The 25,671-nt window shown below is 44.9% G+C and carries 23 protein-coding genes and 1 tRNA gene; 14 read left to right on the top strand and 10 right to left on the bottom strand.

The genetic code is table 11. From position 1 onward, the window contains the following. Positions 1–11 precede the first annotated feature (11 nt). The 3 genes from OCU36_RS02055 (at position 12) to OCU36_RS02045 (ending at position 2,900) form a co-directional block, all read left to right on the top strand. On the top strand, positions 12–692 hold the full coding sequence (locus OCU36_RS02055; protein ID WP_261838822.1) for a TIGR00153 family protein: 681 nt from the start codon (positions 12–14) through the stop codon (positions 690–692). 128 nt (positions 693–820) lie between these two features. Then, the gene (locus OCU36_RS02050; protein WP_261838821.1) at positions 821–2,083 is read left to right on the top strand and encodes an inorganic phosphate transporter; all 1,263 of its coding nucleotides are present in this window, start codon (positions 821–823) and stop codon (positions 2,081–2,083) included. Between the two features lie 205 nt (positions 2,084–2,288). After that, complete coding sequence (locus OCU36_RS02045; protein ID WP_261838820.1) at positions 2,289–2,900, top strand: TIGR04211 family SH3 domain-containing protein; 612 nt, start codon at positions 2,289–2,291, stop codon at positions 2,898–2,900. A 104-nt stretch (positions 2,901–3,004) separates the two neighbouring features. Here the strand turns inward: OCU36_RS02045 and OCU36_RS02040 are convergent, their stop codons facing one another. Together OCU36_RS02040 and OCU36_RS02035 are read right to left on the bottom strand one after the other, a co-directional pair. Continuing rightward, the gene (locus OCU36_RS02040; protein ID WP_261838819.1) at positions 3,005–3,955 is read right to left on the bottom strand and encodes a general secretion pathway protein GspB; all 951 of its coding nucleotides are present in this window, start codon (positions 3,953–3,955) and stop codon (positions 3,005–3,007) included. Next, positions 3,955–5,625: an ExeA family protein gene (locus OCU36_RS02035; protein WP_261838818.1), complete on the bottom strand. Its 1,671-nt coding sequence runs from the start codon at positions 5,623–5,625 to the stop codon at positions 3,955–3,957. The genes OCU36_RS02040 and OCU36_RS02035 overlap by 1 nt, the downstream gene beginning before the upstream one ends. 36 nt (positions 5,626–5,661) lie before the next feature. Between OCU36_RS02035 and OCU36_RS02030 the strand changes: the two genes are divergently transcribed. Further along, positions 5,662–6,978, top strand: a complete 1,317-nt coding sequence (locus OCU36_RS02030) for a multifunctional CCA addition/repair protein (RefSeq protein ID WP_261838817.1) — start codon at positions 5,662–5,664, stop codon at positions 6,976–6,978. A gap of 116 nt (positions 6,979–7,094) precedes the next feature. On the opposite strand, the gene OCU36_RS02025 is transcribed toward OCU36_RS02030, so the two are convergent. From OCU36_RS02025 to folB, 3 genes are read right to left on the bottom strand one after another with little or no spacing between them, the layout of a single operon-like run. After that, positions 7,095–7,898: an undecaprenyl-diphosphate phosphatase gene (locus OCU36_RS02025; protein WP_261838816.1), complete on the bottom strand. Its 804-nt coding sequence runs from the start codon at positions 7,896–7,898 to the stop codon at positions 7,095–7,097. A 15-nt stretch (positions 7,899–7,913) separates the two neighbouring features. Continuing rightward, entirely contained in the window at positions 7,914–8,396 is a 483-nt protein-coding gene (gene folK, locus OCU36_RS02020) for a 2-amino-4-hydroxy-6-hydroxymethyldihydropteridine diphosphokinase (protein ID WP_261838815.1), read from the bottom strand. Then, positions 8,393–8,752: a dihydroneopterin aldolase gene (gene folB / locus OCU36_RS02015; RefSeq protein ID WP_004735969.1), complete on the bottom strand. Its 360-nt coding sequence runs from the start codon at positions 8,750–8,752 to the stop codon at positions 8,393–8,395. Before folB ends, folK begins: the two co-directional genes overlap by 4 nt. A 138-nt stretch (positions 8,753–8,890) precedes the next feature. Here folB and plsY point away from each other — a divergent pair, with 138 nt between their 5' ends. After that, complete coding sequence (gene plsY / locus OCU36_RS02010) at positions 8,891–9,487, top strand: glycerol-3-phosphate 1-O-acyltransferase PlsY (protein WP_261838814.1); 597 nt, start codon at positions 8,891–8,893, stop codon at positions 9,485–9,487. Positions 9,488–9,576: 89 nt separating this feature from the next. On the opposite strand, the gene OCU36_RS02005 is transcribed toward plsY, so the two are convergent. Together OCU36_RS02005 and tsaD are read right to left on the bottom strand one after the other, a co-directional pair. Beyond that, complete coding sequence (locus OCU36_RS02005; RefSeq protein WP_261838813.1) at positions 9,577–10,392, bottom strand: alpha/beta fold hydrolase; 816 nt, start codon at positions 10,390–10,392, stop codon at positions 9,577–9,579. A 102-nt stretch (positions 10,393–10,494) separates the two neighbouring features. After that, the gene (gene tsaD / locus OCU36_RS02000; RefSeq protein WP_261838812.1) at positions 10,495–11,511 is read right to left on the bottom strand and encodes a tRNA (adenosine(37)-N6)-threonylcarbamoyltransferase complex transferase subunit TsaD; all 1,017 of its coding nucleotides are present in this window, start codon (positions 11,509–11,511) and stop codon (positions 10,495–10,497) included. A gap of 258 nt (positions 11,512–11,769) precedes the next feature. Between tsaD and rpsU the strand changes: the two genes are divergently transcribed. The 6 genes from rpsU to OCU36_RS01970 all read left to right on the top strand — a co-directional run bounded on the left by rpsU (position 11,770) and on the right by OCU36_RS01970 (position 17,960). After that, complete coding sequence (gene rpsU, locus OCU36_RS01995) at positions 11,770–11,985, top strand: 30S ribosomal protein S21 (RefSeq protein ID WP_004396009.1); 216 nt, start codon at positions 11,770–11,772, stop codon at positions 11,983–11,985. 25 nt (positions 11,986–12,010) lie between these two features. Continuing rightward, positions 12,011–12,454, top strand: a complete 444-nt coding sequence (locus OCU36_RS01990) for a GatB/YqeY domain-containing protein (RefSeq protein ID WP_261838811.1) — start codon at positions 12,011–12,013, stop codon at positions 12,452–12,454. Between the two features lie 119 nt (positions 12,455–12,573). Further along, a complete protein-coding gene (gene dnaG, locus OCU36_RS01985; protein ID WP_261838810.1) occupies positions 12,574–14,325 on the top strand; it encodes a DNA primase in 1,752 nt (583 codons plus the stop codon). 99 nt (positions 14,326–14,424) lie between these two features. Beyond that, positions 14,425–16,269, top strand: coding sequence for an RNA polymerase sigma factor RpoD (rpoD, locus tag OCU36_RS01980; RefSeq protein ID WP_261838809.1), 1,845 nt, complete (start codon positions 14,425–14,427; stop codon positions 16,267–16,269). 164 nt (positions 16,270–16,433) lie between these two features. After that, positions 16,434–16,509 (top strand) — tRNA-Ile (locus OCU36_RS01975). A 182-nt stretch (positions 16,510–16,691) separates the two neighbouring features. Beyond that, complete coding sequence (locus OCU36_RS01970; RefSeq protein ID WP_136973934.1) at positions 16,692–17,960, top strand: O-acetylhomoserine aminocarboxypropyltransferase/cysteine synthase family protein; 1,269 nt, start codon at positions 16,692–16,694, stop codon at positions 17,958–17,960. Between the two features lie 116 nt (positions 17,961–18,076). On the opposite strand, the gene OCU36_RS01965 is transcribed toward OCU36_RS01970, so the two are convergent. The 3 genes from OCU36_RS01965 to OCU36_RS01955 form a co-directional block, all read right to left on the bottom strand. Continuing rightward, positions 18,077–19,227, bottom strand: a protein-coding gene (locus OCU36_RS01965; RefSeq protein WP_261837465.1) for an IS3 family transposase whose coding sequence is annotated in 2 segments (ribosomal slippage) — positions 18,077–18,984 and positions 18,984–19,227 — 1,152 coding nt in all. Because the reading frame shifts where the segments join, the coding sequence is not laid out codon by codon here. A 28-nt stretch (positions 19,228–19,255) separates the two neighbouring features. Continuing rightward, positions 19,256–20,452: a hypothetical protein gene (locus OCU36_RS01960; protein WP_261838808.1), complete on the bottom strand. Its 1,197-nt coding sequence runs from the start codon at positions 20,450–20,452 to the stop codon at positions 19,256–19,258. 307 nt (positions 20,453–20,759) lie between these two features. Continuing rightward, positions 20,760–21,485, bottom strand: coding sequence for a GntR family transcriptional regulator (locus OCU36_RS01955; RefSeq protein ID WP_261838807.1), 726 nt, complete (start codon positions 21,483–21,485; stop codon positions 20,760–20,762). 207 nt (positions 21,486–21,692) lie between these two features. Between OCU36_RS01955 and OCU36_RS01950 the strand changes: the two genes are divergently transcribed. From OCU36_RS01950 to OCU36_RS01940, 3 genes are all read left to right on the top strand, one after another. Next, a complete protein-coding gene (locus OCU36_RS01950) occupies positions 21,693–23,021 on the top strand; it encodes a 6-phospho-alpha-glucosidase (protein WP_261838806.1) in 1,329 nt (442 codons plus the stop codon). A gap of 13 nt (positions 23,022–23,034) precedes the next feature. After that, positions 23,035–24,576, top strand: a complete 1,542-nt coding sequence (locus OCU36_RS01945; protein ID WP_261838805.1) for a PTS transporter subunit EIIC — start codon at positions 23,035–23,037, stop codon at positions 24,574–24,576. A 64-nt stretch (positions 24,577–24,640) separates the two neighbouring features. Continuing rightward, on the top strand, positions 24,641–25,660 hold the full coding sequence (locus tag OCU36_RS01940) for a zinc-binding dehydrogenase (protein WP_261838804.1): 1,020 nt from the start codon (positions 24,641–24,643) through the stop codon (positions 25,658–25,660). Positions 25,661–25,671: the final 11 nt, after the last annotated feature.

Raw genomic sequence — 25,671 nt, 5'->3', positions numbered from 1 at the left:
GTTGGATGACCATGCCAGTAAATACAATTATGGGGTTATTTGCAAAGTCCCCAATTAAACCTTTGCAGCGTCACGTAGTATGCGTGAACGAATGTTGTTCTCACTTAGTTAACTTTTTTGAAGTTTCTTCGAAAGGTGACTGGGAAAAAGCATCAGAAATTCGAGCTCAAATTTCTCACCTTGAGAAAGAAGCTGACGTACTAAAACGTGAAATTCGCCTTAAACTTCCTCGTGGTTTGTTTATGCCCGTTGATCGCACCGATATGTTGGAGCTATTAACACAACAAGACAAACTCGCAAACCTAGCGAAAGACATTGCAGGCCGTGTATATGGTCGTCAACTTGTCATTCCTGCTCCAATGCAACAGAACTTCATCGCTTACGTAAAACGTTGTCTAGATGCAGCGAACCAAGCACAAAGCGTAATCAATGAATTAGACGAATTGCTTGAAACGGGCTTTAAAGGCCGTGAAGTAACACTCGTTGCTGAAATGATTCATCAATTAGACGTTATTGAAGATGACACCGACGCGATGCAAATCGAATTACGCCAACAGTTAATGGCAATTGAATTCGATATGAATCCCGTTGATATCATGTTCTTATACAAAATTCTTGAATGGGTCGGTGGTATTGCAGATCAAGCGCAGCGTGTAGGCGCTCGTCTTGAAGTAATGCTTTCTCGATCTTAAATCATACGTTAACCAAATAACGAAGAGCATTTTTTAACCAAACCACTTGAGCGTTGAGTATTTCTCTCGCTGAGCGGTTTTTTGCGTCTAAATTTGTTCCGCTTGTTATCAAACAACTAGGTATTACGATGGATATCCTTGCTAACTACGGCACTGTCCTGATTATTGTTGCAGCAGCTTTCGGTTTCTTGATGGCTATTGGTATTGGTGCAAATGACGTTGCGAACGCAATGGGCACCTCAGTAGGCTCTAAAGCTCTAACCGTAAAACAAGCGATCATTATTGCAATGATCTTTGAATTCGCAGGGGCTTACCTTGCGGGCGGCGAAGTAACAGACACGATCCGTAAAGGTGTTATCGAAACATCTCTGTTTGCGCACCAACCTGATGTACTTGTGTACGGCATGATGTCTGCACTACTCGCAGCTGGTACGTGGCTACTTCTGGCTTCATACATGGGTTGGCCAGTATCAACCACTCACTCAATCATCGGTGCAATCATCGGTTTCGCCTGTGTGTCAGTAGGAACGGAAGCCGTAGATTGGAACAGCGTTCAAGGTATTGTGGGAAGTTGGATTATCACACCGTTGATTTCCGGCATTTTCGCCTATCTCATTTTTGTCAGTGCTCAGCGACTGATATTCGATACTGAAAATCCGTTGTTTAACGCTAAGCGCTTTGTGCCTGTGTACATGTTCATTACGACCATGGTCATTGCACTTGTTACGATCAAGAAAGGTCTTAAACACGTTGGTCTTCACCTAAGCGGTACTGAAGCGTGGATGTGGGCTGCAGGCATATCTGCCGTCGTCATGGTTGGTGGCTACTTATACATTCAGAAGAAATTTGCTCACCGCGAAGAAGATCACGGCTTTACTGGCGTAGAAGGTATCTTCAGTGTGCTCATGGTTATTACCGCTTGTGCGATGGCTTTTGCCCACGGTTCAAACGACGTAGCAAATGCGATAGGTCCACTATCAGCAGTTGTTTCAACCGTTGAACATATGGGTGAGATTACAGGTAAAAGCACTATCGCATGGTGGATTCTTCCACTTGGTGGGGTTGGTATCGTTGTGGGTCTCGCGACCATGGGCCATAAAGTGATGGCAACGGTAGGAACTGGAATTACAGAGCTCACACCAAGCCGTGGCTTTGCCGCTCAGCTTGCGACAGCATGTACCGTTGTACTGGCTTCGGGTACTGGCCTTCCAATCTCAACGACGCAAACACTGGTTGGTGCGGTATTAGGCGTAGGTTTTGCACGTGGTATCGCAGCACTCAACTTGGGTGTTGTGCGTAATATCGTTGCATCATGGATTGTGACGTTACCCGCTGGCGCACTACTTGCTGTTGTATTCTTCTACGCAATTCAGGCGATGTTTAGCATGTAATCGCGACTTCGCTCGTAAATAATTGCGTCAGAATAGCGTGAGTTTCAATAATGCTTTGTAAATAACATGTCATTATTGACTCAAATACACAGAAAGGGAGGCTTTGCCTCCCTTCTTTGTTGCACCGCATTAAGAAACTAAATATTATTTGTTGATTGAGGCTGACTCATACGCCTACCCAATTCAAATCGTTAAGGGATTTACTGTGAAAAAACTGATTAGCTTCGTTTTGTTTGCAATGCTTGCGGCTCCAGCGGCCTTTGCACAAGACCGTTATATTGCAGACAAACTATTTACTTACATGCATTCAGGTCCAAACAATACGTTCCGTATTATAGGAAGTGTTGATGCAGGTGAGAAGATCACCTACCTGCAAACCAATAAAAGCACGGGTTACACTCAAATCCAAGACAACCGTGGTCGTAAAGGTTGGGTTGAAAGTAAGTTTGTCAGCACTAAAGAGAGCATGGCATTACGCATGCCTAAGCTAGAGAAAGAGCTGGCTGAAGTAAAAGACAAGCTAGCAAACGCTCGCCAAAATGCTGACAGTGAAAAAGCCGGCCTAGCGAAGTCTCTAGACTCTCGTAACACGCAAATTGCTGAGCTTGAACAAAACTACAGCAAAATCAATCAACAGCTGACGAGCTCTCAAACAGAAAACCGTGAGCTGCGTGCGAAGCTAGACACACAAAAAGACGACTTACTGTTGAAGTACTTCATGTACGGTGGGGGTGTAGCGGGTATTGGTCTACTTCTTGGCCTTGTTCTGCCGCACATCATGCCTCGTCGCAGAAAGTCACCAAACGGTTGGGCGTAACTTAGCGCTGGTATCCGGTACCGTAAACTCAGTATCGAACATCAAAAAGGAGCACCTCGGTGCTCCTTTTTATTTGTCAGTCATTTTGATGCCTTTAGAACTCACTAGCCTTGCCATTCGTACAACGCTGGGATTTCTATCTTCTGTTGATTAAATTCTATGATCACCGACTGTGGCTTGATCTCTAGCAACCGTATACCTTGTTCAATCCAATCTCCTTGCGTCACTTCATGGCCATTTACTTTTACCCAACGCTTAGCTTCACTACTCGAATACATATGAGTTTGCAGATCTAATTTAGGCAGAACACCCGATAAGCTATCGCGATGAGACTCCAGCTCTATGACCTGTGACTCCGCCTGTCCGGCAGGTCTTGAGTCCATCGGTTCGGGTGCGCTTTGTTGCTTTCCCATCATGGACTCGAGCTTCAATGCCAGATCAGGTGAGAATTGACTCAGATCGAGCCCCTGCAACAAATCATGGTCCACTGATGGTTGAGCCCCCTTATCACTCGCACTTGGCTGAACGGTTGGCTGAGCCGGTTTGGGAGCTGCACTCACAGTCGTTTTAAGTGTCTCACGGGTATTAGCCCTTGTGACTGATGGCCCAACAGCAAGCTGGTTACTTTTCGTCTCAAATTCAACCCGCGCATACACCCCTTGGCGAGGTAATGCTTTTAATGCCTTGTTTGTCGGAGCGACACGAACAGCAAACAGCGTGTTATTCTCCGCCGATGCCAGCGCTGTCGCTTTCGTCTGTGCGACATCCTCAACCTCAACAATTTGAGGTTCAAGCTCGGCCATTACCGTATTGATGGGTTGCTTAGCTAAGTGTGCCTGTTGTTGACTGTACGATTGATACACCAGAGCGCCACCCACTAACAAAGAAGGAACAAAAATGATGAGCAGCCCTATCGCTCGCGACGAACTTCGTTTATTGCCAACTCCTCGCTCTAAACTAGGCATATGATGGTTCTGATAGCCTTTGAAGCTGGATTGATTAACCGATGACAGCTTGGTAGACGACCGTTTAAGCTCATGCATAATACGTGACATTAGCTTTCGCCTCCTTCTAGTGACATCAACTTCGGCGAGTCGAGTTGAGCTAACCTTTGCAATCTTGCTAAGGTGCGCTGACCTGCGATGCCATCAACAGACATACCTTGCCAAGTTTGAAACGCCTCGACTTTCATTTTGAGCTCGCGATCAAACACATCACTACCCGACACCACTTCACCCAAAACTTCTGAAAGTAGCAAGTCAAGCATAGCAACCGCCTCACCTTGATAGCCCTCTTTAAGGGTCTCTCTTAACGGCTGCTTCCAAATGGCAACATAATCGCCTTGCCAGATTTTCTCTAAGGATTGCTTCGGCATCACCAACAGCTTTTCGTTAACCAGTAGCTCGACAGACGCTTCAGATGCACCATAAAGCACCGCAAACACGGATTCTTGCTCTATCTCTAAATGAAGCACTACCGGCACCCCCAACGCCAATAACGACGTCAAATTGGAGCGATGTTGCTGACACACAAACACACTTTGCGGCTCACTTAAACATAAGTCATCACGTAGTGAAGATTGATAACCCCAAAGGGTATACAAGTCCTTGATAGCGAGAGAGCGATGGGTTCCCTGCATCAAATGCTGTTGAATATCTTGTGGTAATGCAAACTTTGAAACCTTCGGTTCAGCGGTTAACCTAGCACTCTCTGCTACCACAGTTCGCTGAGAGCCTGCCAACACTTCATTTTTTACTTCGTTTGAAGTCTGAGTCGCTAACCATGACGCGATGTATGATGGGGCGATGTTAAAGGTCGCTATCGCAAAGCCAACACTTAGTGTGGCTATGGCTGCATATTGGAATAATTTAGAGGCGACATGGACGCGACGAACTTTCTCAACATGATAGACATCGGCCTGAAAAGCCATGATCAGCTGACAAGCTCGGTTCACGGTTTCATTCGAAGGAGTCAGCTCACCATCATGAAAAGAGAGTTGAAGCGCTTTGTCACATACCAGGTTAATCAGCCTTGGAATACCATGGGTATATTGAGCGATCAGCTTGATAGAACGATTTGAAAATAACATCTGCTCGCCACCCGCGGTTTCCAAACGAAACGCGATGTACTTGCCGGTCTCTTCCATATTGAGTGGCAGCAAGTGATAGCGACCAGTAATACGCTGCGCTAGCTGACGTAACTGCGTGGTTTGTAAGTGCTGTTGTAATTCAGGTTGGCCGACCAACAGTACTTTTAGCAACTTACGACTGTCCGTTTCTAAGTTAGTGAGAAGGCGCAACTGCTCCAACACATCGGCTGCGAGATGTTGAGCCTCATCTATCACCAATAGAGTTTGGATACCTTCGGCATGGCTATCAAGCAGGAAGTGATGAATGGCCTGACTGAGCTGTTTTAACGATGCCTGCTCTGGGTACTCGACCTCAAATTCATCGCAGATAGCTTCCAGTAAATCCGCATTAGAAAAGGTCGGGTTAAGTATAAGGCCTGCTTGAGTCTGGCTATCGAGTGATGACAACATCGCTTTAGCGACCGTTGTTTTTCCTGTACCGACCTCACCAGTGAGCATAGCGAAGCCCCCACCCTCGCCTAAACCGGCTTGTAAGTTCTGCATCGCTTCTTGATGACGCTGACTCAAAAACAAATAGCGAGAATTTGGTACAATCGAAAATGGCATCTCAACGAAGCCAAAATATTCCTTATACATGTGCTGCCCTATAATTACGGTTAATGGAAAGTACCATTGCTTGCAGTAAAGTCCAGCAGTGATAAAACATTTCGAGGTGATACGTTGCAAATATTCGATGGCCGCCCACAAGAGCGAGTGCTACAGCGCTATCTCGTCGGTGGAGCAGTACGAGATAAGCTGCTCAATATCGACAGTTATGATAGAGATTGGGTCGTGGTGGGGAGTTCCCCTCAAGAGATGGAAAACCTTGGTTTTACTGCGGTGGGCAAAGATTTCCCCGTATTCCTACACCCAAAAACCAAAGAAGAACACGCACTGGCTCGCACTGAGAGAAAATCCGGTTCCGGTTATACCGGCTTCGAGTGTTACTTTGCTCCAGACGTCAGTTTGGAAGAAGACCTGATGCGCCGAGATCTGACCATTAACGCCATCGCTCAAGATGATAAAGGTCAACTTTACGATCCTTACCATGGCCAGCAAGATCTCTCCGATCGTGTTTTAAGACACGTTTCGGACGCTTTTGTTGAAGACCCTCTTCGCGTACTGCGTGTGGCTCGCTTCGCTGCCAAACTTCACCATCTCAACTTCACGGTTGCCCCTGAAACCATGGATATGATGAGTGAGATAGTCCAATCCGGTGAGCTGACACATCTTACCGCCGAACGAGTTTGGCAAGAGTGGCATAAGTCGCTGAGTACACCACACCCAGAAGTATTCCTCTCCGTACTGAGAGAATGTGGGGCATTAGCGGTTGTATTACCCGAAATTGACGCTCTCTTTGGCGTCCCTCAACCTGAGAAATGGCACCCTGAAGTCGACACGGGCATTCACACGTTGATGGTTGCTCAACAAGCCGCACGCTTAAGTCCATCGCTGCCAGTACGCTTTGCCGCTCAAGTGCACGATTTAGGTAAGGGCGTCACGCCAGAAAGTGAATGGCCGAGCCACAAAATGCACTGCCACACCGGTGTTAATATCATCAAAAAGCTATGTGAACGAGTCAGAATCCCCAATGAGTTTAGAGATCTAGCGCTATTAGTGTGCGAGCAGCATTCTAATATCCATCGTGCAGAAGAGCTCAAGCCAACCACTTTTCTCAAGATTCTCAACAAGTTCGATGTTTGGCGTAAGCCAGATAGGCTCAACGATATACTGCTTTGCTGCCAAGCTGACCACGCCGGCCGAAAAGGGTTAGAAGATCTGCCTTACCCTCAAAAAGCGCGTTTTGAAGTCGCTTACCAAGCAGCGCTTCAAGTCGAGGTGAAAGCGATCATAGCCGATGGTTTTCAAGGTAAAGATATTCGAGAAGAACAAGAGCAACGTAGAGCTGTCGTCATTGAAAAAGCGCTATCAGAACTCGCAACGCATTGATCTTCATAACGCTGATTATCATGCATTAAAAAACCCGCCACTAAGCGGGTTTTTCCGTTTCAATCGGTAGGACGAACAATTGGTCTACGTAACAGCATTTAATTACGTCATCACGGTTACTGCATCATCAAGAAAGCAAACAGACCACAACCAAGGATCAGACGGTAGATAACAAACGGTGTCATACCCATACGTGAGATAAGCTTCAAAAAGAAGTGAATACAGATATAAGCACTAATGAAAGATACCACGATCCCCGTGATTAAGGTGCCCACATGAACAGGATCACCACTGGTTACTAGCTTCAGACCTAAGTAACCCCCTGCTAACATGATGATAGGAATAGACATGAGAAAAGAGAATCGAGCGGCGGCTTCACGAGTGAAACCCAGATAAAGCGCGGCGGTAATGGTGGCACCAGAACGAGACGTACCCGGAATGATCGCCATGGCTTGAGCAAGGCCAATAAACAGCGCCTTTTTCCAACCCGCTTGATATTCGTCATCACGCAAGCTTGAGTTCTTATCCACCCACCAAAGCAAGAGACCAAAGATAATCGTTGTCGTCGCAATCACCCACGCACTACGTAAGTAAAGCTCAACAATATCTTTCATCAACAAACCAAAGATACACGCAGGAATCGTCGCGAGAATGATCATCCACGCCAGCTTCGCTTCTTTACTGCGATCGCCCTTAAATACCGAACCAAAGAAAGCGCTCAGAAGAGACACCACTTCTGTGCGGAAATAGATGATCACAGCAGCTAAAGTACCAACATGAACCGCAACATCAAAAGCCAAGCCTTGGTCTTCCCAACCTAAAACAGCAGAAGGTAGAATTAAGTGTGCTGAGCTGGAGATAGGTAGAAATTCAGTAAAGCCTTGCACCAACGCCAGCATAAACGCTTCAAAATAACTCATGACTCACCTTAAAAATTATAGTTTTATATCTACGACAGAGAGCGAGTCTAATGATTGCATCTTCTGCCATATTTCATCCACGGTTCTTCCGTCCTGCGGGATCACTCTCGCTGGACAGAGATCATAAAGTGGTTGTGTTACAAAAGGATATTTAAATATATCACTGCGAGGCAGTTCTGGATCACGTTCAGACACCACCTCTCCAAACAACACCACATCAAGATCGAGCGTTCGATCTTGGAGTTTATGTGCATCTTGAGAGCGACCCCATTTAAACTCAATGTTACGCAGCTGCTGGGAAAATTCAGTCAGTGAGAGTGAGGTATCGAGTTCTATGACAAAGTTATAAAACGGGTAGCTTATAAACCCCACAGGCTCACAGTGATAGATTTTAGAGCATTTGAGGTTAATCCCTAACGATTGAAGCTCTGTCCATGCCACCCTTGCATGCTTGTCGCGGTCTATGTTCGTGCCAACACCAACATAGGCTATTGTCATGCTTGACCTCGTTCAATGATCACGCCTACCGCTTTCGCTTGTGGTACTGCGCCCGGTTTTGCCAAGCGGATTTTAATCCAAGGCACAGAGAACTGAGTCATGATCAATTCCGCGACTTCTTCTGCCACACGTTCAACCAATAAGAATCGGCCATTCGCAATATGGTCAAGCACGGCAGTACTCACCGTTGAGTAATCCAACGCATCGACCACGTCATCACTTTTGCCCGCAGGGCGATTGTCATGAGCCATTTCAATATCAAGCACCAGTTTTTGTTTAATCTCTTGTTCCCAATCGTAAACACCGATCGTTGTAATTACTTCTAGCTGTTCAATGAAAACTTTATCCAGCGCCATGACTTGTCCTTTTAGAGGTCGGATACCCATATTGGGGAAAAAAACGTATTATTTGCGTAATTCGAGATATGATATCAATTACTCTTGGATTGAGCATTATTTTCCCATCGTTAGGCTTATAACCGTTTAAGGAAAGACATGACCCCATTGGCACTAATCATGATCATTGCAGCCTATTTGCTAGGTTCAATCTCTAGTGCGGTCTTGATATGCCGAATCTTAAGACTTCCTGACCCGAGAACGGTGGGTTCGAATAACCCTGGCGCCACCAATGTTCTGCGTGTCGGCGGTAAAGGCGCAGCGGCTTCTGTATTGTTGTGTGACATGCTTAAAGGCACCATTCCTGTATGGCTTGGCTATTATCTCAATATCGCTCCAATCATTTTAGGGGTTGTCGCCATTGCCGCGTGTCTAGGGCATATGTATCCGATATTCTTCCACTTCAAAGGGGGGAAAGGCGTGGCAACCGCTCTCGGAGCCATCGCCCCAATTGGGTTCGACTTAACCGGTATGCTCATGGCAACTTGGTTGATTGTGGCGTTTCTATTTCGTTACTCTTCTCTAGCCGCACTGGTTACCGTGCTCCTTGCTCCGTTTTACGCTTGGCTCGTCAAACCACAATATACTCTGCCCGTTGCCATGTTGTGTTGTTTGATTGTGCTACGCCATCATCAAAATATCCGTCGACTACTTGATGGCAGTGAACCAAAACTCGGACAAAAAAAATCGGCTTAAACGTTGATGCTTAAGCCGAACATTTTAAACCGAGATGCGTTTGAATCGACGTCAATCTGATTGATCAATACTATTCGCTCTTTAAGTGCTTACAGCAGATGTTTATCTAAAAACGTCTTCAGCATGGTGTTCACAAACTCGGGTTGCTCTAACGAGCTAATATGACCAGCCCCTGGAATCACCACCAATTCACTGCCTGTTATGCAATCATGCATTAAGTATGACTCCAGTGCCGGACGTGGTTTATCTTCTTGTCCTACCGCTATCAAAACGGGCAATGCAAAACTCTCTATCGCTTCAATCATGTCTCGACGACCAAAGACCATGCGACCGATGCGCGCCACCTCTTCAGCTCTCTCCCCCTCAAGTTGTGACAACTGCTGAGTAAAACCTTCGACTAAAGCCGGAGTCTGAGTTTGAGCATCATTCGCGAAGAACAATGGCACAACCGCTTCAACAATTGGTTGAGGAACCGTCTTGGTTTGAGTGATGGTATCCAACATACTGAAGTATTTCGTATGAGCCACTTCTGGTTCGAGACCAACGAAAGTATCCATCAGTACTAATGACTTAATGCGGGCGGGAGCTAATTCTGCTAACTCAGCCCCCCACATACCGCCAACCGATAGTCCAACCACTGAGAAGTCTTCGATCTCTAAATGATCAAGCAGAGCCAAAACGTGCTGAGCATAATCTTTCAAGTTACGCATCGAAGTGGGTGCCGATTGAGATTCACCATGTGACCAAAGCTCTGGAACAATACAGCGATACTGAGTCTTTAATGCTTCGATCTGTGGCTTCCACATCGCACTATCCCAAAGATAGCTGTGACCGAATACAACAACTGGACCTTGACCTTCATCGAGGTAGGTCATTGACTGATTATCTACAGTAAAGTGATTCATTTTCTTCCCTAATATCTATCTACGAACATCGTTAAGCTGATAAAGCAACAATATATAAAAACGGCCGCACCAAGCGACCGTTTATCGAAACACTATAGCCAATTACGCAATTGGCTCTAGTTGGTCAATGGGCCAACGCGGTGTGGCGTGAACGGATAAATCCGCTGTTTCGCCATTCTTCAAGCGCTGCATACCCGCATAAGCGATCATCGCACCATTATCTGTACAGAATTCTGTGCGTGGGTAGTACACCTCACCACCGATTTTCTTGGCAAGAGCTTCAAGCTCAACACGCAGTTGTTTGTTGGCACTTACACCGCCAGCAATCACTATACGTTTCATGCCCGTTTCTACCAAGGCGCGTTTACACTTGATGACTAAGGTTGCACAAACCGCTTCTTGGAACGCGTAGGCGATATCAGCACGCGTTTGGTCATCATTATCGTTGTCGCGAATGGTATTCGCTGCGAACGTCTTCAGACCAGAAAAGCTCATATCTAAACCCGGACGATCGGTCATTGGGCGCGGGAACTTAAAACGACCCGGAGTGCCTTTTTCTGCCAAGCGAGATAGCAGTGGACCACCAGGGTAATCTAAGCCCATCAGTTTCGCGGTTTTATCAAACGCTTCACCCGCGGCATCATCAATCGACTCACCAAGGATTCGGTATTCACCAATACCTTTCACTTCGACCATCATGGTATGGCCGCCAGAAACCAGCAGAGCCACAAATGGGAATGGAGGTGGGTTATCTTCTAACATTGGCGCAAGCAGGTGACCTTCCATATGGTGAACAGGCACAGCAGGCACGCCCCACGCATAAGCAATACTACGACCAATCGTTGCACCTACAAGCAGTGCACCCACCAACCCCGGGCCAGCGGTGTAAGCCACACCATCAATGCCTTTCGAGGTCAGATTCGCTTCCGCTAATGCCGCTTTAATCAGAGGAATTGTTTTTTTCACGTGGTCACGCGAAGCTAGCTCAGGCACCACACCACCGTAATCGGCGTGCAGCTTTACTTGGCTATATAATTGATGAGAAAGCAGCCCTTGCTCATCATCATAAATCGCGATTCCTGTTTCATCACAAGAGGTTTCAATACCAATAATGCGCATAATTTTCTCGGCACGCTTTCGTCTAAAATGGGAAATTAACGCAATATTACCCTGCCTAAGCGCTTCAAACAAATATTGTACAGACTATAATCGACAAAGTGCTTTACAAAGCCACTGTGATCGGATTAAAATTCCGCACCATTTTTGATCAAGCTGGTTAATGGCCAAACGCGAATAGAGAGTTAGCTCGATGGGTAACTTCTCTGATTTGGTACTGAATGACCAGCGATAATGAATAACCCCTGAGGTGAAAGGCATATGCCAATAGTTAAAGTACGTGAAAACGAACCGTTCGACGTTGCACTACGTCGTTTCAAGCGCTCTTGTGAAAAAGCAGGTATCCTTTCTGAAGTGCGTCGTCGTGAGCATTACGAAAAGCCAACTACAGTTCGCAAACGCGCTAAAGCAGCAGCTCAAAAGCGTCACGCTAAGAAGCTAGCTCGCGAAAACGCACGTCGCGTTCGCCTGTACTAATAACTTAATCCATAAGGACTGAGTTATGGCTCTTATTGAACAACTCAAAGAAGAGCAAAAATTAGCGATGAAAGCCAAGGACAAACCGCGCCTTGGCACTATCCGCTTAGCTCTTTCAGCAATCAAGCAACGTGAAGTTGACGAACGGATCACTCTGAACGACGACGACATTCTTGCTGTATTAGTTAAAATGGTTAAGCAACGTCGCGATTCTGTTGCTCAATATGAATCAGCAAATCGTCAAGATCTTGCTGACGTGGAAAAAGCAGAAATTACGGTACTTGAAGGCTTTATGCCTCAACCGCTAACGGAAGCAGAAGTCATTGCACTACTTGATAGCGCAATTTCTGAAGCTCAACCTGCGGGCATGCAAGACATGGGTAAAGTAATGGCTATCTTGAAACCACAAATTCAAGGGCGTGCAGATATGGGGAAAGTTAGTGGTTTAGTTCGTTCTAAACTCGCTTAATCCCAAATCAAATTGCAACAAGCCGTGCAATCCTTCGGAACGCACGGCTTGTTTGTATCTGTAACCCATTCAAACTATTATTACCCACACTCCCAGTTAGTGTATTTTTCTAAGGTTTTATGGCAGGACACATCCCGCGTAGTTTCATCGATGATCTCCTAGCGCGTCTCGACATTGTCGATATTGTGGACGCACGCGTGAAACTTAAGAAAAAAGGCAAAAACTACGGTGCTTGTTGCCCATTTCACAACGAGAAAACCCCCTCTTTCAGCGTAAGCCAAGAAAAACAGTTTTATCACTGCTTTGGCTGTGGCGTGCACGGCAATGCTATCGACTTCATGATGGAGTTCGAACGCCTCGATTTCGTGGAAGCGATTGAAGAACTTGCTTCATTTCTAGGGTTAGAGGTCCCAAGAGAGCAACGCAGCGGTGAAATATCGACAACACCCAGAGCCAACAGCGAACAAAAACGTAATCTCTATGACTTAATGGGCGGCATCAGCAACTTTTATCGCTCACAACTTAAGATATCAAGCAACAAACCAGCGATTGAGTACCTAAAGAATCGTGGGCTCTCTGGCGAAATCGTCCAGAAGTTTGGTATTGGTTACGTGGCCGACGAGTGGGACCTTGTTCGTAAAAACTTTGGGCAACAAAAAGAAGCCCAAGACATGCTGGTTACTGGTGGCATGTTAATCGAGAACGATAAAGGCAACCGATACGATCGATTCCGTGGCCGCGTGATGTTTCCAATTCGTGATCGCCGTGGCCGAGTGATTGGATTTGGCGGTCGTGTATTAGAAGACGGCACACCGAAATATCTCAACTCACCAGAAACCCCTATCTTTCATAAAGGCAAAGAGCTTTACGGTCTTTATGAAGTGATGCAAGCCTACCGTGAACCGCCTCAGATACTTGTGGTTGAAGGTTACATGGATGTCGTTGCTCTGGCACAATACGGTGTCGATTACTCTGTCGCGTCACTGGGCACCTCAACCACGGGTGATCACGTTCAATTGTTGTTCCGACAAACCAACACCGTGGTTTGTTGTTATGACGGTGACCGAGCGGGTAAAGAGGCAGCGTGGCGTGCATTAGAAAACGCATTAGAGTTTCTAAAAACAGGTAATACATTAAAGTTTCTATTTTTGCCGGATGGCGAAGACCCTGATAGTTATATAAGAGAACACGGCAAAAGCGCGTTTGAACAACTCGTGCAAAATGCGACGCCGCTCTCGACTTACTTGTTTGATAACCTCATCGAACTGCATAAACTAAACTTAGGAACAACGGAAGGGAAATCAGCACTGCGTGCACACGCCAGCGCTTTGATTAACAAAATCCCAGACGTTTACTTCCAAGAGCTGCTCGAAAAACTGCTCGATGAGCGGACTGGATTTGATAATCAATTGAGACGTGCTCGCGTTCACACAAAGAACCCGGCACCTCAACCGCATAAAGAGCTTAAGCGCACGCCAATGCGTGAGGTTATTGCTTTGCTTATCCAAAATCCGAGCTATGCTGATATGATACCGGATTTATCAAGCATTAAGGGGTTACCACTACCTGGATTAAGTTTATTCGTCGAAGTACTTGATATCTGCCGAGTGAATCCCCATATCAGCACAGGCCAATTATTAGAACATTGGCGAGAAAATAAACATGAGGCTCTTCTGTCTCGTCTTGCGAGCTGGGAAATCCCCCTCGACGAAGACAACCAAGAAGACATATTTTTAGATTCATTGGACAATATCCTTGCCCAGTGCGTTGAAAAACAAATTGAAAACCTGCAGGCCAAAGCAAGAAGTGTCGGTTTATCAGCCGAAGAAAAAAGGGAGCTACTCGCTTTAATGCGAGATCTAAAAGCGTAACCCTGTTTGATTAGTCAGCATTTAATAAATTTGTTAACATAATTGGTTTGCATTTGAGAATGCAACATCCTTCACCAGACCTGAAGTTGGATATCATCTATGGATCAAAATCCGCAGTCACAGCTAAAATTACTTGTTATTAAAGGCAAGGAACAAGGCTATCTGACCTACGCCGAAGTAAACGACCACCTACCTGCAGAAATCGTGGATTCTGAACAGGTAGAAGACATCATTCAAATGATTAACGACATGGGTATCAAGGTAGTTGAAACTGCGCCTGATGCTGATGATCTTGCGCTGAATGATGACGATGCCAATATAGATGAAGATGCAGCTGAAGCTGCTGCTGCTGCGCTTTCCAGCGTAGAGAGCGAAATTGGCCGAACTACTGACCCTGTTCGTATGTATATGCGTGAAATGGGTACCGTTGAGCTACTGACTCGTGAAGGCGAGATCGATATTGCTAAACGCATTGAAGATGGCATCAATACTGTTCAACTCTCTGTGGCTGAGTACCCAGGTACCATTCCATACATTCTGGAACAGTTTGATCGCGTACAAGCAGAAGAAATTCGCTTAACCGACCTAATTAATGGCTTTGTTGACCCAGACGACGATGGCACGGCTGCACCAACGGCAACACACATCGGTTCAGAACTGGCTGAAACAGATCTAGACGACGAAGACGAAGAAGAAGCGGAAGACGACGAGGAAGCGGAAGAAGAAGATACAGGTATTGATCCTGAGCTTGCTCTAGAGAAGTTTACAGCACTTCGCACCAGCTACCAAAACCGTCAGCTAGCGATCAATGAATACGGCCACGAAAGCCCGAAAGCCACGATTGCAACAACAATGATGCAAGACGTATTCAAAGAGTTCCGTCTAACACCAAAACAGTTTGATTACCTAGTCAATGAACTTCGCACTTCAATGGATCGTGTACGTACTCAAGAACGCCTGATCATGCGTCAAACGGTTGAGTACGCTAAAATGCCGAAGAAATCATTCATTGCCCTATTTACAGGCAACGAATCAAGCGAAGCGTGGTTGGATGAAGTGCTTGCTTCAGACAAGCCATACGTAGAAAAAATCAAACGTAACGAGCACGACATTCGCCGTTCTATCCAAAAACTGGATATGATCGAACGTGAAACGTCTCTGACAGTTCAAAGCATCAAAGATATTAGCCGTCGTATGTCTATCGGTGAAGCGAAAGCTCGTCGTGCGAAGAAAGAGATGGTTGAAGCGAACTTACGTCTAGTAATCTCGATTGCTAAAAAGTACACAAACCGTGGTTTACAATTCTTGGATCTCATCCAAGAAGGTAACATTGGTCTGATGAAAGCCGTAGATAAGTTTGAATACCGTCGTGGTTACAAGTTCTCGACTTACGCTACGTGGTGGATCCGTCAAGCAATCACTCGTTCAATTGCCGACCAAGCTCGTACTATCCGTATCCCGGTTCACATGATCGAAACGATCAACAAACTAAACCGTATCTCTCGTCAAATGCTACAAGAGATGGGCCGTGAACCACTTCCGGAAGAACTGGCTGAACGCATGCAAATGCCGGAAGATAAGATCCGTAAAGTACTGAAAATCGCTAAAGAGCCAATCTCAATGGAGACACCAATCGGTGACGACGAAGATTCGCACCTAGGTGATTTCATCGAGGATACCACTCTCGAGCTTCCTTTAGACTCTGCAACGGCCACCAGCCTACGTGGTGCAACTAAAGACGTTCTTGCTGGCCTGACTCCTCGTGAAGCTAAAGTACTGCGTATGCGTTTCGGTATCGACATGAACACTGACCACACTCTTGAAGAAGTGGGTAAGCAGTTCGACGTAACTCGTGAACGTATCCGTCAGATTGAAGCAAAAGCATTGCGTAAACTTCGTCACCCAAGCCGCTCAGAAACTCTGCGTAGCTTCCTAGACGAGTAATCACACGCTTGAATGCGGGTTAATATTTAAGCATGCAGAATAAAAGGTGAGCGTTGGCTCACCTTTTTTGTGCCTGCATGATTTAAGTGGCTAAGATGTAAGCGGAATTGGCCCCTATAGTGTCTAGACACCATTGAACGCTTCCCCTATAATCTATGCCCTACGGCCCCTTAGCTCAGTGGTTAGAGCGCACGACTCATAATCGTTCGGTCCCCAGTTCAAATCTGGGAGGGGCCACCAAATTAGAAAAGCCAGAACAGTTTACACTGCTCTGGCTTTTTGCTTTTCTAGCTCTGCACCTTCTCGATCAACGATCTGACTCTCTCATCGAGTTCCCTCTATTTGACTAAAGATGCTTTTCTTTTATAAAAAAATCGGCAATATAAAAGTACACAGACTATTCAATCGTTCAGGGAAGACTCATGAAAGACGAAACACTCTCGATTCACTTCGGTTACGAAACTGATCCAACAACCAAATCGGTTGCCACACCAATCTACCAAACCGTTGCTTACGAATTCGATGATGCACAACACGGTGCTGACCTCTTCAACCTTGCGGTACCAGGTAATATCTACACTCGCATAATGAACCCAACCAATGATGTGCTAGAAAAACGTATGGCTGCCTTAGAAGGTGGGATTGCTGGTTTGGTCGTGAGTGCGGGCAGTGCAGCAATCAACTATGCGATTCAAACATTGGCTCAAATCGGTGACAACATAGTTTCAACACCTCAGCTTTACGGCGGTACTTACACTCTATTTGCTCACATGCTGCCAAACCAAGGGATTGAAGTTCGCTTTGCTAAAGATGACAAACCAGAAAGCTTAGCAGCGCTGATCGATGAAAAAACCAAGGCGGTTTACTGTGAAAGTATTGGTAACCCAGCAGGTAATATTATCGACTTAGAGCGTGTTGCAGAACTTGCTCACGCACAAGGTGTGCCTGTGATTGTCGATAACACGGTGGCCACACCCGTGCTGTGTAAACCTATCGATTTTGGGGCCGACATCGTGGTGCATTCACTAACCAAATACGTGGGTGGTCACGGTACAACGTTAGGTGGCGTGATTGTCGATTCAGGCAAATTCCCATGGGCACAGCACAAGGACCGCTTCCCTGTATTTAATCAGCCAGAGCCTTCTTACCATGGTGTGGTGTATACCGAGGCCTTTGGTGAGGCTGCGTTTATTGGTCGTGCTAGAACCGTTCCCCTACGCAATACAGGTGCTGCACTGTCACCCATGAATGCTTTCATGCTGATGCAAGGTTTGGAGACGCTATCGCTGCGTATGGAGCGACACACAGAGAACGCCTTGAAAGTAGCGGAATACCTTAAGCAACACGAGAAAGTCAGTTGGGTGAGTTACGCTGGCCTACCTGATTCAGAATTCTACCCACTCGCCGAAAAGTACATGCAGGGTAAACCATCTGCGATTTTATCTTTTGGCTTAAAAGATGGTTACGAAGCCGGGGTTCGTTTTTACGATGCACTGCAAATCTTCAAACGCTTGGTCAACATTGGTGATGCGAAATCTCTCGCTTGTCACCCTGCTTCGACGACACACCGTCAACTAAGCGAAGCTGAACAAAAACAAGCCGGTGTATCACCAGAGATGATTCGCCTCTCAGTAGGTATTGAACACATTGACGATATCTTGGCTGACCTAGAGCAAGCACTGAGCGCTTAATGACGCCACTGCTTTAAGCTACAGACACAAAAAGCCCATCACGAGATGGGCTTTCTATTATCTTGTACACGAGTAATAAAGTCCCATGATCTGCTCCAGTCAGACTGGACACCGCATTAAGCGACATATTGTTTTTCAAAGTTAACTGGGCTTAGATACCCAAGAGCACTGTGCCTTCTTGTTCGATTATAATCAACTTCGATATATTCAAAAAGCGCTTGGCGCATCTCTTCTCGCGTCATTATCGGCTCGTATTGGATGGCTTCTACTTTCATTGTGTGGAAAAAGCTTTCAACACAGGCGTTATCCCAGCAATTTCCCTTCCTACTCATACTTTGTTTTAAATTATGAGCTGCGATTAAGTCTCGGTAGTCTTTTGAGCAATATTGGCTGCCTCTATCACTATGGATAATCATTCCTTCTGGCATGCCTCTGCGGAACAAAGCCATTGATAGCGCATCACAGACAAGAGTTGCGGTCATTCTTGTACTCATTGACCAACCAACGACTTGCCGTGAATACAGGTCGATAATAACAGCTAAATACATCCAGCCTTCGCTAGTCGCGAGATAGGTGATATCTCCAGCCCATTTTTGATTTGGGGCTGTCGCATTAAAGTCTTGGTCAAGCAAGTTCGGGGCAACGGGAAGCCTATGCTTACTGTCTGTCGTGCTTTTGAACTTACGGGCGGCCTTCGCAACGAGTCCCTGACGCTTCATGCTCGCGGCGATGGTTTTTACATCGTGCTTATTACCATTTTCTTCAAGTTCTTTTTGAATACGCCTTGCACCATCACGTTCCTTTTTATCATCAAAGACTTCGCGAACTTTGATATCAAGTTGCTTGCGGTGCTCGTTTCGTTGAGTGACTTTATTGCGATTATCAATCCAGTAATAAAACCCACTTCGAGAAACCCCAAACACCTTAGCCATACGGACAATCCTATATTGCATAAGGTGTTTGAGCATAAACTCATAGCAATCTACTTTAGATTTTTCGCGAAGTAGGTGGCGGCCTTTTTTACGATATCTAGCTCTTCAGCTTGCTCTGCCAATAATCGTTTGAGTTTGGCATTTTCGGTGGCGAGCTCTCTTTCTCTATCACTGACTTTCGCGTCTTTTTTGACGGCTTTACGCCATCCATAGATCTGGGATTCATATAACGATAGCTGCCGTGCAGCCGCAGCGACCCCCACTTTCTCTGCTAACTTAAGTGCTTCAGCTTTAAATTCAGGAGCATGTTTGATTCGTATTTTCTTAGTTGTCATTGTTCACCTCGTTAGTGATTGTACTCACTTAACTCAGTGTCCAAAACTTTTGGTGCGGATCATTCTCAAATGAGCCGATAATATGTTCAATATTGTAAATGTCGTTTGCCGTAATTTCTTGATTATGCTCAAGGAAAATCTCACCTTCTGGTAGCTTGAATGCTGATATGAACACCTCATCAAATGGTTGATTAGTGCTAGGATTTGTTTCCAGAAAATTATTAAATTGCCGAGAGTCCCACTCAAGCTTCTGTCTGAGCGAATCTCTATTTGAGAAGTACATCATAAATCCTCCGCAAGTATAAAACTTGGTTACACTCTCAATATTTTCGAGAGCAATAACACCTAGTAATGCAGCTTGTGGCAAAAGATGACCTTGATTTAGAATTTCATCTGCTCTTCTTACATCAACAAACTTGTCTTTGATCACACAGCTTACGGCTTCATTTTGCTTCTCTTCTTGCATAAAATTGTCGTAGTGCTGTGTATACATTGATGTTCGCTTGTACTTCTCAATTGCATCAAAACCGATGTATTTTTCAATAAACTCATCAGAGTATGGATAAGTAATTGTGTCGCCAGTTCTAGCGTAGATCTCTTCATCGTTGAGTAGCACAGGCATTGGATCTATCGCTAACCTCATTACTGCTACAGTTCCAATACAGCTCACAACATATCCGTCAAATTCATTAATAAACTCGACATCATCAAACTTGCCTTTGATTCGACTTAATGGGTTATTTCTACTAGCGTATAACTTATCAAAGCCCTGTTTGTGGACGTACTTATTGAGACGCTTTTTAACTTTCTCTGTTTCTTCAAAAAATGCTGAAAGTTTGCTTTTGATATCCTTAAATTCGCTCTCATTCGATTCCAAGTATTTAGTCATACCTGCATACATTGGAAAATGTTGTTCGGTTCTCCATTTCTCTAGCTCTTTTTTTCTAACATCTTCCTCGGAATCATAGAGATACATCATCGTCATTGCGGCTTCTAATGACTGACGCAGAGAGTAGAACGCACAATCAAAATATCCCAGTTCGAACAAAGCAAGAGCATTAACAATCAGATGACTTGCTTCAAAGATGAAGGTGTTTGCAATACTAGCGTCAGACCTTCCTGTGAAGCTGTCTTCAATGTTGGACACATCGAGAAGTAGTTGTTCCTTATTAGGTATTTGGAGAGGCTTGAGATGCCTTGTTTCTTTATATTTTCCAAAATCCATAATTTACTCGACTGATTTTATCCTTGGTAGTCAATAATATGCGGGTTATTAAGGTGAATCAAATCTAAGCCCATTAACCTGTCTTATCGAAAAGAAGGTGCTCTCTAAAACGGTTTGGGGCATTTTCGTGTTTCATACCCCGCCATCAAGTCTCTGGACACTTCCGTTTTAGCAAGATAGCTAATTAAGCAAAGCATGACTTATTAAAAGGTATGGAAAATCACCTCGCTTAGTGTCCGGTATTGATGGTACAGATCACTTCAATTCGAGTGGCCAAAATCACTCAGCCACTACATTAAAACGGTTATTACTGCTGAATAATTTTACTTCGTGGAGATGTATATTCGAAAGAATACTGCTTCAAACTAAATCGATTAATGGCAAAGTCAAAGATAGTACCATCTTCAAGTACACCAATCGTTTCTACACACAATGTTGGAGTACCGCTTTTCAGCTTCAAAGGCTTTGAATCCTCTGCAGATATACCTTCTGCGTACACTTTTTCTCGGCTGTGTTTGATTTTATGACCAAGTTTATGCTCGATATATTGGTATTTCGAGTTTTGAATCGTTTCTACAGACAAGTCTGGGAACAACGCAAAAGGCATATAGCTGTGCTCTAACACCTCAGGCACATCATTAATCATTCGAATACGCTTAATGAAATAGACTTGATCGCCTGCCACGACATCCAGTTTTTGCGCCACATATTCGTCTGCTTCTTGAAGTTGAAATGAAAGTATACGAGTTGAAGCCTTACCGCCCTGCAGCTCAACTTCTTCCGTAAACCCAGAGTGACTCAATGCATCATGCTGCGTCTTAACCGATTTGATGTAAGTGCCATCACCACGCACTCGATGGACGAGGTCTTTTTCAACTAGCATCTTCATCGCGTTTCTAATGGTCGCTCGGCTTACGCCAAACTCTTCTTGCAGCTCTTGTTCGGTAGGTAATAACGAATCCCGAGGATAGGTTTTATCGGCAATTCTTTGTTCTAGTACTTCCGAAACTCTAATGTAGAGGTGTTTACTCATGATATCGCCTCGTTGAATTTCCCCAAAGAATACATTAATAGTACTTTTGATTCAACAAAGAGTACATATAGCCGTTACCAATCTATAAATGCATATATTTATGTGATCTAGGGTTGTTTTTTGAACTTGCGCTTTTAAATGTACTTTAAATGTATCCACTTAAAGAATACATTTAACGTACTTAATCGACATCCAATAGGTTCAGAAATGAAGAAACAAAACCTTACTATCGTAGGCGCTGGCAGCACATACACTATCGGTATGATCATGAGTTTGATCGCTGAAAAAGAGACATTTCCGCTAAAAAAGATCACTTTTTATGATACTGATGCAGAACGTCAGGCACTTAACGCCGAAGCGACAAAGATCCTATTAAAAGAACGTTACCCAGAAGTAGAAGAGTTTCACTACACCACAAACAAAGAAGAAGCATTCAAAGATAGCGACTTTTTCTTCATCCAAATCCGTAGCGGCGGCTTACAAATGCGTGAGCGTGATGAGCAAATCCCTCTTGCGCACGGTTGTGTTGGCCAAGAGACCTGTGGTCCAGGTGGCATGGCTTATGGTCTTCGCTCAATCGGTGACATGATTGAAATCATCAACGATATCCGAAAACAGTGTCCAGACGCATGGATCCTGAACTACACAAATCCTGCAGCGATCGTAGCAGAGGCTCTCAATCGTGAATTCCCGACAGATAAAAAGATCCTCAATATCTGTGATATGCCTGCGGCTATTATGGTCAGCTATGCTCAAATCCTTGGCTGCGAGATCTGGGATCTAGTCCCTGAGTACTTCGGACTCAACCATTACGGCTGGTTTACCGGCATTAAAAACCGACATGGTAAAGATCTTACAAACCGTATTAAGGACGTGATTCTTAATGAGGGTATCAAAGCGGTAGATTCTGAAATCGTCAATGACCCATCATGGCAAGCAACGTTTAAGAACATGCAAACGATGCTTCGTGACAACCCAGAGTACCTACCAAACACCTACCTACAGTACTATCTGTACCCTGAAAAAATGGCCGCGAAAGAGGACATCAACAATACGCGTGCACGCCAGGTCATTAATGGGCGAGAAAAACGTGTCTTTGACCTTTGCCAGCGCGTCATTTCCGCCAACAGCACGGCTCAAGAAGAGCTACACGCTGATATTCATGGTCGTTACATGGTTCGAGTCGCAGCATCTCTTGCTTACAATTTGTACGAAACCTACCTAGTCATTGTTCCAAATAACGGAGCTATCTCAAATATTCAAGAAGACGCGATGGTTGAAGTCCCAAGCTTGCTAACGAGCAGTGGGCCGAAAGCTCTAAGCGTCGGTAAGATACCAACATTCCAAAAAGCCATGATTGAAAGCCAGCTCGGCTACGAAAAGCTCGTGGTTGACGCTTGGTATGAAGGTAGCAAGCAAAAACTCATCAACGCCCTCACTTTAAACCGCACTGTGGTCAATGTACCCAAGGCGAAAGCGATCGTTGAAGACATTCTTGAAGAAAACAGACGTTATTTACCTCAGTTTAATAAGTAACAAGGATAATAAAATGAATACCTCTGCCCTACGATACAATGTCAAGGAGGCGACGCAAAAGTTCTCCAGAGCAGCGATACAGGTTATTCTTTTTATTGCCGTAATGGGTACAGCAATGGCTGTTGCGGCAATTATGAGAATGGAGTTTATGCCTAGCTTCATTATTTCTATCGGCGACATGATTATGTCAATGATGTTTGGGATGCTTGGCAATCTTCCAATTATATTTTGTATGGGTTTGGCTGCAGCACTTGCACAAAAGAAAAAGGTTGATGCTGCTATAACCGCGCTTATATCATTCCTATTCTTTTTGGTTGCCAACAATACTTATCTGACTAATAACAATATGTTAGCAGAAAAAGGTATCGCTGGTTTATACGGTACTGGTCAAACAATGGTACTCGGTTTCCAAGTTGTCGACATGGGCGTTATTCTCGGCATGCTAATGGGGATCTTAGTCGGTTGGTTGCATAATAAATACCAAGGCTTGACGTTTGGTGCGTATTTTAGAATCTATGAAGGCTCTCGCTTTGTATTTATTCTAATGATTCCAATTACCGCTGTACTTGCTATCTCTGCATGTTACTTCTGGCCACCGATGAACAATATAATCAACAGCTTAGCTTCGTTGATTGAGACTTCAGGTGTGTTCGGAATCTTTAACTACACCGCATGGAACTTCTGGCTAATCCCAACAGGTCTACATCACCCGTTATGGATGTCCTTCTTCTACACACCTCTAGGCGGTACTGCAGAGGTTGGCGGCGAAGTGATTCATGGTGCGCAAACCATCTTCCTTGCTGAGATGTCGCATGCGAATGAGATCACAAAGCTAGATCCATCGATTAAGTATGTGAGCTTCGGTCTGACTAAAGTGTTTGGTTCTTTAGCTATCGCAGCTGCTTTTATCCGCACTGCACCCAAAGAGAAGAAAGCCTACGCTAAGAGCATCATTATTCCGAGCTTAGCGGTAGCGGTAGGTACGGGTATTCTTGAGCCATTACACTTCTTATACATCTTCATTGCACCATCAATCTGGTTTATCTACGGACTTGTTGGCGGTATTGCAGACAGTATTACCTACATGCTTGGCGTTAGCACTTATATGCCAAATGGTATTATTGACCTGATTATTACCAATATTGCGATGCCGTTAAGTTTAACGAAGGCTCACTTCACTGTATTGATCGGTATTTTGATGATGCCACTATGGTATTTGCCAACAGTATGGATCATTAAAAAGAGAAATATCGACATATTCCAAGACCAAGAAGTCTCCAATGAGGACGTAATTAAAAGTGCCGTCAGCGACAATTCAGATGTGAAACACTTTATTGCTGGCTTAGGTGGACAAGAAAATATCGAAACCGTTGGAAACTGTTTTACTCGATTACGTGTTCAAGTTAAAAACCCACAGTTAATTAATAAGTTAGAGATAGAGAAAGGTAAACAAACTGGCGTCGTTGTTAATGGCAATAATGTTCAAATTATCATTGGCATGCATGTAGAAACCTATAAAGAGAAAATGTGTGACGCGTTAGGTTTAGAAGCCTAGACAATCCAAATTTCAGGGAGGAGACCCTCCTCCCTTATAAAATTTAAATTTTTTGAGGTAAGTTATGAGAGATACATATAACGTAAAGCTTATTGGCTTAAAAGACGTACAACTATTAAATGAACAACTTGATGACTCTAATCTAAAATCAAATGAAGCCATCATTAAGAATGAGATGTCACTAATTAGTGCCGGAACTGAACTATCTCGAGTGTATGGTATTAAAAAAGGTATCGAGTACCCGCTCTACACTGGCTATATTTCCGTTGGCGAAGTCGTTGAAAAAGGCGATGACTTATCTGACATCGAAATTGGTGACCGAGTTATGTTCAACGGCCCTCACAAACAGTTCCAACGTTTCGAGCACAACGGACGCAATCTAGAGCTTATCCTTAAAGTCGATCCAGAGCTGACTTTGGAGCAAGCGGCTCTGGTTTACCTAGCCTCTATATCGATGAATGGTGTTGCTATCGCTGACATCAAACTTGGTGACACTGCGGCTGTATTTGGGCTTGGCACTATCGGTCTTATTACCGCAAAGCTTCTGCAACTCGCCGGTGCAAAAGTCATTGCCATTGATCCTGTCGCTTCTCGTACCGAAGACGCGAAAAGAATCGGCATTCAGCACGCTGTTAGCTGTGCACCAGAGCATCAAGAATCTGAAGTCATGGCGTTAACAAATGGTCGCGGCGTTGATATTGCCATCGATGTCGCAGGGGTATCGCCTGCGATCGAAACTGCAGTTAACTGTGCTGCATTCAATGGTCAGGTGATTTTGAGCGGCTCTCCACGTGCCGAGCATCAAGGTAATGTTACCGCCATTCTTAATCGCATTCACATGCGCATGTTGACCGTTAAGGGTGCATACAATGGTTTGTATCCATTTTACGAGCAAGAAGGCTCACGCATGTGTGTAGAGCGCAATATGCAGTACATCGTCGATTGTCTGAAAGATGGTCGTTTGAAAGCAGAAGACTACATCAGTCATATCCTGTCTCCTCGTGATGCAATGCAAGGCTATCAAGGCTTGATGGAAGATCGTGATAACTACAAGTGCGTCGCATTCGACTGGACTCAGCTGTAACAGGAGAGCAA

The sequence above is a fragment of the Vibrio artabrorum genome, from assembly GCF_024347295.1.
In the GTDB taxonomy this organism is placed as follows: Bacteria; Pseudomonadota; Gammaproteobacteria; order Enterobacterales; family Vibrionaceae; genus Vibrio; species Vibrio artabrorum.
The sequence above is the reverse complement of the archived record's forward strand: the minus strand, read 5'-3'. Positions and strand labels throughout refer to the sequence as shown.

Bases quoted from the DNA above. Each gene is read 5' to 3' on its own strand.
- OCU36_RS02055 (WP_261838822.1), top strand. From the start codon at position 12: ATGCCAGTAAATACAATTATGGGGTTATTTGCAAAGTCCCCAATTAAA.
- OCU36_RS02050 (WP_261838821.1), top strand. From the start codon at position 821: ATGGATATCCTTGCTAACTACGGCACTGTCCTGATTATTGTTGCAGCA.
- OCU36_RS02040 (WP_261838819.1), bottom strand. From the start codon at position 3,955: ATGTCACGTATTATGCATGAGCTTAAACGGTCGTCTACCAAGCTGTCA.
- OCU36_RS02035 (WP_261838818.1), bottom strand. From the start codon at position 5,625: ATGTATAAGGAATATTTTGGCTTCGTTGAGATGCCATTTTCGATTGTA.
- OCU36_RS02025 (WP_261838816.1), bottom strand. From the start codon at position 7,898: ATGAGTTATTTTGAAGCGTTTATGCTGGCGTTGGTGCAAGGCTTTACT.
- folK (WP_261838815.1), bottom strand. From the start codon at position 8,396: ATGACAATAGCCTATGTTGGTGTTGGCACGAACATAGACCGCGACAAG.
- folB (WP_004735969.1), bottom strand. From the start codon at position 8,752: ATGGCGCTGGATAAAGTTTTCATTGAACAGCTAGAAGTAATTACAACG.
- plsY (WP_261838814.1), top strand. From the start codon at position 8,891: ATGACCCCATTGGCACTAATCATGATCATTGCAGCCTATTTGCTAGGT.
- OCU36_RS02005 (WP_261838813.1), bottom strand. From the start codon at position 10,392: ATGAATCACTTTACTGTAGATAATCAGTCAATGACCTACCTCGATGAA.
- tsaD (WP_261838812.1), bottom strand. From the start codon at position 11,511: ATGCGCATTATTGGTATTGAAACCTCTTGTGATGAAACAGGAATCGCG.
- rpsU (WP_004396009.1), top strand. From the start codon at position 11,770: ATGCCAATAGTTAAAGTACGTGAAAACGAACCGTTCGACGTTGCACTA.
- OCU36_RS01990 (WP_261838811.1), top strand. From the start codon at position 12,011: ATGGCTCTTATTGAACAACTCAAAGAAGAGCAAAAATTAGCGATGAAA.
- dnaG (WP_261838810.1), top strand. From the start codon at position 12,574: ATGGCAGGACACATCCCGCGTAGTTTCATCGATGATCTCCTAGCGCGT.
- rpoD (WP_261838809.1), top strand. From the start codon at position 14,425: ATGGATCAAAATCCGCAGTCACAGCTAAAATTACTTGTTATTAAAGGC.
- OCU36_RS01970 (WP_136973934.1), top strand. From the start codon at position 16,692: ATGAAAGACGAAACACTCTCGATTCACTTCGGTTACGAAACTGATCCA.
- OCU36_RS01960 (WP_261838808.1), bottom strand. From the start codon at position 20,452: ATGGATTTTGGAAAATATAAAGAAACAAGGCATCTCAAGCCTCTCCAA.
- OCU36_RS01955 (WP_261838807.1), bottom strand. From the start codon at position 21,485: ATGAGTAAACACCTCTACATTAGAGTTTCGGAAGTACTAGAACAAAGA.
- OCU36_RS01950 (WP_261838806.1), top strand. From the start codon at position 21,693: ATGAAGAAACAAAACCTTACTATCGTAGGCGCTGGCAGCACATACACT.
- OCU36_RS01945 (WP_261838805.1), top strand. From the start codon at position 23,035: ATGAATACCTCTGCCCTACGATACAATGTCAAGGAGGCGACGCAAAAG.
- OCU36_RS01940 (WP_261838804.1), top strand. From the start codon at position 24,641: ATGAGAGATACATATAACGTAAAGCTTATTGGCTTAAAAGACGTACAA.